This is a genomic window from Flavobacterium sp., assembly GCF_031411595.1.
GTDB lineage: Bacteria > Bacteroidota > Bacteroidia > Flavobacteriales > Flavobacteriaceae > Flavobacterium.
The window spans coordinates 40,856-51,657 of the sequence record NZ_JANOBI010000005.1 but is presented as its reverse complement, the minus strand read 5'-3'; the positions used below and the strand labels follow the sequence as shown (position 1 = coordinate 51,657).

General features: G+C 36.7%; 6 protein-coding genes. 4 read left to right on the top strand and 2 right to left on the bottom strand.

What is annotated here, in order from left to right; translation table 11 throughout:
- The first annotated feature begins 218 nt into the window (after positions 1–218).
- On the top strand, positions 219–4,091 hold the full coding sequence (locus RMO03_RS00860; RefSeq protein WP_309640183.1) for a T9SS type A sorting domain-containing protein: 3,873 nt from the start codon (positions 219–221) through the stop codon (positions 4,089–4,091).
- Positions 4,092–4,412: 321 nt separating this feature from the next.
- Here RMO03_RS00860 and RMO03_RS00855 read toward each other — a convergent pair whose 3' ends face one another.
- The gene (locus tag RMO03_RS00855; RefSeq protein ID WP_309640182.1) at positions 4,413–4,625 is read right to left on the bottom strand and encodes a hypothetical protein; all 213 of its coding nucleotides are present in this window, start codon (positions 4,623–4,625) and stop codon (positions 4,413–4,415) included.
- Between the two features lie 117 nt (positions 4,626–4,742).
- Positions 4,743–6,332 (bottom strand): peptide chain release factor 3, encoded by a 1,590-nt coding sequence (locus tag RMO03_RS00850; protein ID WP_309640181.1) that lies wholly within the window; start codon positions 6,330–6,332, stop codon positions 4,743–4,745.
- Positions 6,333–6,586: 254 nt separating this feature from the next.
- Here RMO03_RS00850 and RMO03_RS00845 point away from each other — a divergent pair, with 254 nt between their 5' ends.
- From RMO03_RS00845 to RMO03_RS00835, 3 genes are read left to right on the top strand one after another with little or no spacing between them, the layout of a single operon-like run.
- Entirely contained in the window at positions 6,587–8,557 is a 1,971-nt protein-coding gene (locus RMO03_RS00845) for a peptidylprolyl isomerase (RefSeq protein WP_309640180.1), read from the top strand.
- The gene (locus RMO03_RS00840) at positions 8,557–9,408 is read left to right on the top strand and encodes a hypothetical protein (RefSeq protein ID WP_309640179.1); all 852 of its coding nucleotides are present in this window, start codon (positions 8,557–8,559) and stop codon (positions 9,406–9,408) included. The genes RMO03_RS00845 and RMO03_RS00840 overlap by 1 nt, the downstream gene beginning before the upstream one ends.
- Complete coding sequence (locus RMO03_RS00835; RefSeq protein WP_309640185.1) at positions 9,371–10,795, top strand: peptidylprolyl isomerase; 1,425 nt, start codon at positions 9,371–9,373, stop codon at positions 10,793–10,795. Before RMO03_RS00840 ends, RMO03_RS00835 begins: the two co-directional genes overlap by 38 nt.
- Positions 10,796–10,802 lie beyond the last annotated feature (7 nt).

The following is a 10,802-nucleotide window of genomic DNA, read 5'->3' as shown; positions in this document are numbered from 1 at the left end:
ACAGCTCTAATTTCGGAGTTTTAGCTACGGATCTTAACGGAGATGGTGTTATAGATAACTCGGATCTTGATAATTTGTTTCCAAACCTTGATAACTCGGTTTACGCACATTATCCATTTTAATGTTATAAAAGAATTGAATGAAGATGTTGCTATGGAATTCCATAGCAACATCGGACTTCAATCGAAATAATTAGTAACCAATTTAATTTTAATTATATGAGAATAACTATTAATGTTTTTAGCAAGAAAGCTTTACTTTTTTGCTTGCTGTTGCTCTCCCTTTCGGGAAGCGCGCAGAATCTTGTTTTGACTTTGACGAACCAGTCGTCAACGTCGAACACCTTTGATTTCGACTTGATGTTGACAGTACCCGCAGGAGGTAAGAGAATTTACTCTGTTTCATGTGGTGTTAACTTTAATGCCGCGATCTTGAATGGCGGTACTCCTAGTATCACGACATCTACGGTGGGAGGCGAATCTTTTAGTTTGGTACCAGGAAGCCGCGCCCCTGAGTTCTCAGGAAGCGCTATTCCCGCTCCGACTACCAGTTACAGAGGTCCTGGAACGCCACAATTAAGAGTTGTAACAGCATCGACTGCAAATGTTTTTGTTGATCTTCCAGCCGGAACGTATAGGTATGGTAAATTCAGATTTACCAATACGGTGAACTGGACAGCCAGTAGCAATGCCAATTTATGGATCTCGCCAACGGCACTTATCCCTAACGCTGGAGGTACGAATGCTCAGGTTGGGCAGTCTACTACTGCTTCAACTAATCCGACGACTAATACTACAACAAGCAACCCTGCATTGCTCTTGTCGCACACTTCAACAAGTACGTTTTCAGTTCCTTTGAACTCTTGCCCGTCATCAGTTGCAGCTAGTAATTTAGTTGCTGAATCACCATGTGCTGGTGCTGCTAACGGAAGTGCTACAATCACACTTACAGGAGGAGCTAGCGGTACCGCTACAGTTTCTTACAGTGTTGATGGAGGATCGGCCCAAAATGCTACGATGAGTGCTTTCGCATTCACAGTTTCAGGTTTAACAGCAGGAAGCCACACGGTTGCTGTTACTTATCCTGGTTGTTCTGCTGTTTCGACTTCAGCGTTTACCATTGGAGCAGGAGCACCGCTTACGACTAACGGAAGTGTAACTACTTCTATCTGTGCGGGTCAGTCTTTTACATGGCCAGCAAACGGATTGTCGTATACTACAGCACAATCAAACCTTCAGTTTGTTTCTGGATGTAATACAGCAACGTTAAACTTGTCAATTACGCCACTTACAACAACAGGAAGTGTAACTACATCAATCTGTGCAGGACAAACTTATGTTTGGCCAGCCAACGGACAATCGTATACTACAGCTCAATCAGGGCTTACAGTAGTTACAGGATGTAATACAGCTACATTGAACTTGTCAATTACGCCACTTACAACAACTGGAAGTGAGTCAGTATCAGCATGTGGTACTTCATACACATGGCCATTAAACGGTCAAACGTATAACGCAAGTGGAACTTACACAGAAGTTGTTGGATGTAACACAGCTACATTGACATTGACATTGACTCCATTCACTACAACAGGTAGCGAGTCAGTATCAGCTTGTGGAACTTCTTATGTATGGCCATTGAATGGATCAACGTATACTTCTTCAGGAACTTATACGCATGTTGTAGGATGTAACACAGCTACATTGACATTGACATTAACTCCAGCTACAACAACTGGAAGTGAGTCAGTATCAGCTTGTGGATCTTCATACACATGGGCATTAAACGGTCAAACGTATAACGCTTCAGGAACTTACACTCACGTTGTGGGATGTAACACAGCTACATTAACATTGACATTGACTCCAAACACTACAACAGGTAGCGAGTCAGTATCAGCTTGTGGTACTTCATACACATGGGCAGTTAACGGTCAAACGTATAACGCAAGTGGAGTTTACCCTTACGTTGTAGGATGTAACACAGCTACATTAACATTGACATTGACTCCAAACACTACTACAGGTAGCGAGTCAGTATCAGCTTGTGGTACTTCATACACATGGGCAGTTAACGGTCAAACGTATAACGCAAGTGGAGTTTACCCTTACGTTGTAGGATGTAACACAGCTACATTAACATTGACATTGACACCAAACACTACTACAGGTAGCGAGTCAGTATCAGCTTGTGGATCTTCATACACATGGGCAGTTAACGGTCAAACGTATAACGCAAGTGGTGTTTACCCTTACGTTGTAGGATGTAACACAGCTACATTAACATTGACATTGACACCAAACACTACTACTGGAAGTGAGTCAGTATCAGCTTGTGGTACTTCATACACTTGGGCATTAAATGGATCAACGTATAATGCAAGCGGAACTTACACTCACGTTGTGGGATGTAACACAGCTACATTAACATTGACATTGTCTCCATTCACTACTACAGGAAGCGAGTCAGTAACGGCTTGTGGTACTTCATACACATGGTCAGTAAGCGGTCAAACGTATAATGCAAGTGGTGTTTACCCATTCGTTTCAGGATGTAACACAGCTACATTGACATTGACATTGAACACATCAGCTATCACTTATTATGCAGATACTGACGGTGACGGATTCGGATTCGGAACTGGAACACCATCTTGTACAGGTCAACCAGCAGGAACATCTGCAAACAATACAGACTGTGCACCATCTGATCCATTGAAATGGAGAACTGGTAACTTCTTTGTAGATGCTGATAACGACGGATACAACAATGGATTCCCAGCAGCACCAGTTTGTTACGGAGCTTTAACACCATCAGGTTATGTTGCTGTTAATAACGGAACAGATTGTAATGACAATGTTGCAACGATTAATTCAAATGCTTCTGAAGTATTAGCAAATGGAGTTGATGACAACTGTGATGGAACAACCGACGAGGTAACACCATTATCTTCATTGATTACTACAAGCTGTGGTGTAACATTGACTAACTTGTCAAACACATTGTTCGCTTATCCACTGAGTAACTTCCAAACTCAAACAGGACCTATCCAAGGATACCGTTTCAGAGTAACTAACGGAGCTACTGTAAGAACATTAGATTCTTCAACAAACAGTTTTGCTTTAACAAGCTTAGTAGGTGGAGCAACTTATGCTACTACTTATACTATTGAAGTTTCTGTTAAACACGGAGGATACTACAGAGCTTACGGACCATCTTGTTCAGTAAGTACACCAGCAGTTCCTAACACTACTAATATCTCTAATCCATCTTGTGGATCTACATTAACAGATATTAATAACACTATTTTCTGTACTCAAGTACCAAGTGCTTCAGGATACAGATTCAGAGTTAGAAACGGAGCTACTTTATTAGGTACAGTTGATACAGCGGTTAACCGTTTCAGTTTGACTAGCATTGCTGGTTACCAATTCGGAACTACGTATACAATTGATGTATTGTTAGCATTTAACAATGTTTACCGTCCAGATACTGAGTACGGACCAGCTTGTTCAATTACTACACCAGCTACGCCAGGAACTTCAAGAGTTATTCAACCAACTTGTGGAAGTACTATCAATGCGTTCTGGACTACTATCTTTGCTCAACAAGTAAGTGGAGCTCAAGGATACAAATTCGTAGTAACTAACGGAGTTCAAACAAGACAGTATACTACGGCTAACCCTAGATTTGCATTGCAAAACCTTCCAGGTGGAGCAGCAGCTAACACAGCTTACACCATCCGTGTAGATGTATTGTACAATGCTAGCTATGTTCAAGGAACTGTACTTTGTACCATTACTACATCGCCAACAGCTTCAAGACAAGCTAGTGCAGCTTTAGATATCTATGAAGTTAAAGCGTATCCAAACCCTTATGCAGACACTTTCAAATTGGATGTTAACACATCTAGTGAAGATCAAGTTGGTGTAAGAGTATACGATATGTTAGGTCGTGAGGTAGAATCACGTCAATCTAGCGTAGATGCTATCACTAATTTAGAAATTGGTTCTCGTTACCCATCTGGAGTTTACAACATTATTGTAACTCAAGGTGATCACGTGAAAACACTTCGAGTGATTAAAAGATAATTAATTGTCTTTAATAATAGAAAGCCTCTCCAGCAATGGAGAGGCTTTTTTATTTCAACAAATTAAATATGGGAAGTGAAATCTGAGTGTCGATATTATTTAAGTATTTTTTGATTCCAAATTAATGCTTGAGCCATAATAATGTATTTAATCATTTTATTATCTCGATGAATTGTTGAGACTAATTTTAGTTTACAATAATATTTTAGATTAACATCAGTCTGACTAACCAATTAAAGAAAATTAATTTATAAACAAAAAAAGTCCGATTTCATTATGAAATCGGACTTTAATATATACTTTAAAAAGTAACTTTTAGAACTAAGCTATTTTTCTGTTTTTTCTTATACTGTAGAATGCATAAAGTAATGCAACTATTCCTAACCATAATAGTTTTCCATTAATTGGGGCAGGAGGTGGGTCATTTCCTTCTAATCCACCACTTCCATCATCGTCGCCTGGTTGCGCAAAAGCAACAAAATCAACTAATAAAAAAAAGGTGATTAGGTATAAATTAAATAATCTGTTTTTCATTTCACATAGAGATTAAGTTGCAAATATAAGAATCATTATTGAAATATCGAATTTGATTTTTAAAATAATGAATAGAAACTATCTTTTAATGTTGAATAATGCTATTATTGGTGTCTGTTAATCAAATTCAGAAGTGAAAAATAATTTTACATTTGGGTATTTGCTTACCGTCATTTGAATCGTAAAATCAGAATCTGCTAAAAATACTAATTGATTGTATTTGTCTTTAGCCAAAAATTTTTGCTTGATTCTTTTAAACTCTTTAAACTCTTCACTTTTGGCATCATCCGGTTTTACCCAACAGGCTTTGTGAACAGGGAAATTCTCATAAGTACATTTTGCACCATACTCATGTTCCAATCGATATTGAATCACTTCATATTGCAGCGCGCCAACAGTTCCTATTACTTTTCGGTTATTCATTTCCAAAGTGAATAATTGTGCAACACCTTCATCCATAAGTTGGTCAATGCCTTTGTCAAGTTGTTTCGCTTTTAATGGATCAGCATTGTTGATATACCTAAAATGCTCCGGAGAGAAACTCGGAATTCCTTTGAAATTCATCACTTCTCCTTCAGTCAAAGTATCTCCAATTTTAAAATTTCCGGTATCATGCAATCCTACAATATCACCAGAATAGGAAATGTCAACGATTTCTTTCTTCTCAGCAAAAAAAGCATTTGGACTAGAAAATTTAAAATTCTTTTTCTGACGCACATGAAAATAAGGCTTGTTGCGCTCGAATGTGCCCGATACAATTTTTATAAACGCCAGACGATCGCGATGTTTAGGATCCATATTCGCATGAATTTTAAAAACGAAACCAGTCATTTTTTCTTCTGTAGGATTCACCAATCTTGTCTCAGATTCTTTAGGTCTTGGCGATGGAGCAATGTCTACAAAACAATCTAACAATTCCCGAACTCCAAAATTATTCAATGCTGAACCGAAAAACACGGGTTGTAATTTACCTTCCAAATACAATTTCTGATCAAACTTTGGATACACTTCATCAATGAGTTCCAATTCTTCACGTAGTCTTTCTGCGGGTTTTTGACCGATAATTTTTTCTAATTCCGGATTTTGAACATCTGAAAAAGCAATAGTTTCTTCAATGTTTTTGCGACTGTCGCCACTAAACAAATTGATGTTTTGTTCCCAAAGATTGTATATGCCTTGAAAATCATAACCCATTCCAATCGGAAAACTCAATGGCGTTACAGTCAATCCTAGTTTTTGCTCGACTTCATCCATCAAATCAAAAGCATCTTTTCCTTCACGATCTAATTTATTGATGAAAACAATAATCGGAATATTTCTCAATCGACAAACAGCAACTAATTTCTCAGTTTGCTCTTCGACACCTTTGGCAACGTCAATCACAACAATGACACTGTCGACTGCTGTCAGCGTTCTGAAGGTGTCTTCTGCAAAATCCTTGTGCCCAGGAGTATCAAGAATGTTTATTTTTTTGTCCTTATAATTGAACGCCAAAACCGAAGTCGAAACTGAAATTCCTCTCTGGCGTTCGATCTCCATAAAATCGGAAGTGGCTCCTTTTTTAATCTTGTTGTTTTTTACGGCACCGGCTTCTTGAATCGCACCACCAAAAAGTAGTAATTTTTCTGTCAAAGTAGTCTTTCCGGCATCAGGATGCGAGATGATTCCGAAGGTTCGTCGTCGTTGTATTTCTTTTAAAAAACTCATAAATAGTCGTAAATGGATTGCAAAAATAGTATTTATTCAACAATAAAAACCAATAAGAATTTAAAGTGCATTTTTAAACATTTTACATAGTAAAAAAACAGTAAGAAATACCGTTAATAATTTTTTGTTAATAGTATTCACTATACTTGTTTAATGTAATTGAATTGTTATTTTTGTTGATTCAAATTCAAAAAGAATTAAATTTTAGATACGGCTAATTTTAACTTAAATTATAAACGGAAAATTTTAAAATAATGAAAATAAAACAATTGTTTCTTGGAGTATTACTTTCTTTAAATTTAATAAGCTACGCCCAAAGTAGTAAAAAAGAAGTTTTATTTACAATTGATGACAAACCCTACTTCACTGACGAATTTTCTAGAGTTTACAACAAGAATTTAGACCTTGTTAAAGACGAATCTCAAAAAGACTTAGCACAATATCTCGAATTATTTATTGGTTACAAACTCAAAATCAATAAAGCCAATAAATTGGGTTTACAAAACGGTGATGCCTACAAAGCGGAACTGGCCACTTACAGAACCCAACTTTCAAAAAACTATTTAAGCGATTCTAAAGTAACCAAAGAATTGGTGGAAGAAGGTTACCAACGTTCACTAAAAGAAATCAAAGCTTCCCATATTCTTTTGATGGTAGATGAAAATGCGGCTCCGGAAGATACTTTAAAAGCATACAACAAAATTGTTGAAATCCGCAATCGCGCTCTTAAAGGAGAAGATTTCGGAAAGTTAGCGGCAGAATTTTCTCAAGATCCATCCGCTAAAGACAACAAAGGCGATTTAGGATATTTCAGTTCTTTCAGAATGGTTTATGCTTTCGAATCTGCAGCATTCAAAACGCCTGTTGGAAAAATTTCGAACCCAGTTCGTACACGTTTCGGATACCACATCATCAAAGTGGAAGACAGCAGAGACAATCGTGGTGAAGTAACCGTAGCTCACATTATGTTGCTCAATCCAAAAGATGATAATGCGGATGAAAAAGCTAAAATGAAAAAGAACATTGATGATATTTATCAAAAATTGCAACAAGGTGAGAATTTTGAAAGCTTAGCCAAACAGTTTTCTGATGACAAATCTTCTTCTTCAAAAGGTGGCGTTTTAGCTCGTTTTGGTTCGGGGCAATTGAGTTCTGAAGAATTTGAAAATATCGCTTTTTCATTGACAAAAGACAAACCATTATCAACGCCTTTTCAAACCAAGTTTGGATGGCACATAGTGAAATTGATTGAAAAACACGCTGTACGCACGTTCGACGAAATGAAAGTGGAGCTTGAAAATAAAGTATCTAAAGATGATCGATCTCGATTAATCACCAATTCACTCAACGAAAAATTAAGAAAAAAATACGTCGTTAAAAGAGATGACAAAATGTATGCAGCGTTATCAAAATTAGTTACAAACGACTACTACGATAACAAATGGGAAGTTCCTGCCGACACCAAAGCATTCGATAAAAAATTGTTTGCCATCAATGACAAAATCATCACGGGCACTACTTTTTTAATTTATTTGAAAACCCAACAAAAAGCTGGTATCACTTTAAAACCGATCAATAAATTGGTGGATAGTTTTTATCAGAAATTTTTAGATGAACAATTAACGACTTATTATACGGATCATTTGGAAGGAGAATTCCCTGAGTTTTCTAATGTAATGGACGAATACCGTGACGGATTATTGCTTTTCGATTTGATGGAAAAAGAAATCTGGGATCGCTCTAAAACCGATACGCTAGGTTTGAAAAATTTCTACGAAAGCAACAAAGCGGTTTACCAATGGAAAAACAGATTGGATGTAATCATCGCTTCATCTACCAACATGGATGTCATTAAGAAAGCCCAAAAATTGCTCAAACAAAAAGTGGCTCCTGAAAAGATCAAAGAACAATTGAACACCAAAGATAAAGTAACAGTAATGACGAATGTTGGTGTGTTTGAAGACGGTAATGATGCTTTGCCAAAGAACCTTAAACATGAAGTGGGTGTTTCAGAAATCGAGAAAGATGGCGATTATTATTTCGTAACGATGGTCAATAAAATCATGCCGGCTGGGCCGAAAACCCTCGAGGAATGTAAAGGAAAAGTGATTAATGATTACCAACAATTTCTAGAACAAAACTGGGTTAGCGAATTGAAGAAGGAATTTACGATTAAAACTTTCCCTGATGTTTTTGACAGAGTAAAAAAAGAACTTAATAAATAATGTTCAAGTTTGCTGTTGTTATTGGATTGATGGCTTGCTTTACGGCTTGCAATCTTTTTAAATCCAACACCAAAACTGCAGCCATTGCCCGAGTTAATTCGGATTATCTTTATAAAGAAGATATTGCCAATTTAGTTCCCAAAGGAATATCGAAAGAAGATAGTATTGTCATTGTAAGGAATTTTATAGACCGTTGGGCTGCTCAGAAATTGTTGATTCATGTTGCTGAAGTCAATTTGAATGCCGGGAAGAAAGCGGAATTTGATACTTTAATCCAGCAATACAAAATCGACCTTTACACAAAAGCCTATCTAGAAGAAGTGGTCAAAAGAACGACTGATACCGTTGTTTCTTTAACCGAATTGAAAAAATATTATAGCGAAAACAAAGAGAATTTTAAAACCAACGGAACATTAGTTCGTTTGCGGTACATCAATATAAAAAAGGACAATCCTAAATATGAAATCATCAAAAGCAAATTTTTTGATTTCAGAACATCAGATAAAAAGTTTTGGGATACTTACACTTTGCAGTTGAATAGTTTTGCGTTGAATGATTCCATTTGGGTCGAGTTGAGTCAAGTGTATGCAAAGCTACCTTTCATCAACCCTGACAACAGAGACGACTATATTGTTCCGGGGAAAACAATTCAAAAAACGGATGCCGGAAATAACTACTTAGTCAAAATCAGTAATGTAATTGATAAGAATCAAATCGCTCCTTTTGATTACCTGAAACCAACGTTGCAAGAAGTGATCATTAATAAAAGAAAATTAGAATTAATAAAGAATTTTGAAAAGGAAATCACCGATGATGCCATTAAAGATAAAAAGTATGAAGTGTATAAATAAAAGTGTGGTATTATCCATTTGCTTTTTGATGATGGCGGCAAGTATTTTTGCTCAGGAAATTATTAAGGATACGGTAAAAGCTAAGAAACCTGTAGTTGAAGGCAAGCGACAAAAAATAGATGGCGTGATTGCTACGGTTGGCGATTACAATATTTTAGATTCCGATATCGATAAAACTTTCTTAGAATTATCAAGCCAAGGCAATTCCGTTAAAGACATCACACGTTGTCAGATGTTGGGCAAATTATTAGAAGATAAATTGTATGCACACCAAGCGGTTCAAGACAGTATTATCGTAACTGATGATGAAGTCAAATCAAAAATGGAAGAGCAAACCAACTACATGGTCGAGCAATTGGGTTCGATGGATAAAGTGGTGAAATACTTCAAAAAAACCAGTGAAGCAGATTTTAAAAGTGATCTTTCTGAAATCATTAAAATGAATAAACTTGCGAGTTCGATGCAAAAAAAAATCGTCGATGCCGTGCAAATTACACCTGAAGAAGTTCGGACTTTTTTCAAAAAAATTCCTACCACTGAATTGCCGCTTTTTGGAGCTGAAATGGAAGTATCGCAGATTGTTGTGATGCCCAAAATTTCTGAGGAAGAAAAGCAAAAAGTAATCGACAAGCTCAAAGAATTTAAAAAAGAAGTTCAGGAAGGCGCCAGTTTCTCGACCAAAGCGGTGTTGTATTCTCAAGATCCGGGATCGAGTTCTAATGGTGGTTTTTATAAAATGAATAAGAAAACGCCATTCGTAAAAGAGTTTAAAGATGTGGCGTTTAGTTTGTCTGAAGGCGAAATTTCAGAACCTTTTGAAACCGATTTCGGCTGGCATATCATCTACATCGAAAAGATAAAAGGACAAGATGTAGATCTTCGCCACATTCTTTTGGTACCAAAAACGGATGATAAATCGCTAAGTGAAGCCAAAGAAAGAATTCTACAGATTAAAAAGAAAATTGAAGATAAATCGATTTCGTTTGCCGATGCAGCCAGAACGGAATCTGATGAAAAAGAAACCAAAGCCAACGGTGGTGTTTTGATCAATCCAAAAACGCAAGACACGCATTTCGAATTGACCAAAATGGATCCGTCTTTATACTCACAAGTATCGAATTTGAAAGAAGGCGAAATTTCTGTTCCTCAAATCGATACCGATCAATCAGGCAAGAAAAAATACAAGTTGATTATGGTGACCAATCGTATCGAAGAGCATACAGCCGATTATGCGAAAGACTACATCAAAATTAAAGACTTGGCATTAAAAGAAAAACAGATCAATGCCATTGCGAAATGGTCTGATGAAAAAATTAAAGAAACATACATCAAAATTAATGGTGACTATCGCAATTGTGAATTCACCAACAATTGGCTTAAAAAATAAGATTCAA

Excerpts from the sequence above, each read along its gene's own strand:
- RMO03_RS00860 (WP_309640183.1), top strand. The coding sequence starts at position 219 with ATGAGAATAACTATTAATGTTTTTAGCAAGAAAGCTTTACTTTTTTGC.
- RMO03_RS00855 (WP_309640182.1), bottom strand. The coding sequence starts at position 4,625 with ATGAAAAACAGATTATTTAATTTATACCTAATCACCTTTTTTTTATTA.
- RMO03_RS00850 (WP_309640181.1), bottom strand. The coding sequence starts at position 6,332 with ATGAGTTTTTTAAAAGAAATACAACGACGACGAACCTTCGGAATCATC.
- RMO03_RS00845 (WP_309640180.1), top strand. The coding sequence starts at position 6,587 with ATGAAAATAAAACAATTGTTTCTTGGAGTATTACTTTCTTTAAATTTA.
- RMO03_RS00840 (WP_309640179.1), top strand. The coding sequence starts at position 8,557 with ATGTTCAAGTTTGCTGTTGTTATTGGATTGATGGCTTGCTTTACGGCT.
- RMO03_RS00835 (WP_309640185.1), top strand. The coding sequence starts at position 9,371 with ATGCCATTAAAGATAAAAAGTATGAAGTGTATAAATAAAAGTGTGGTA.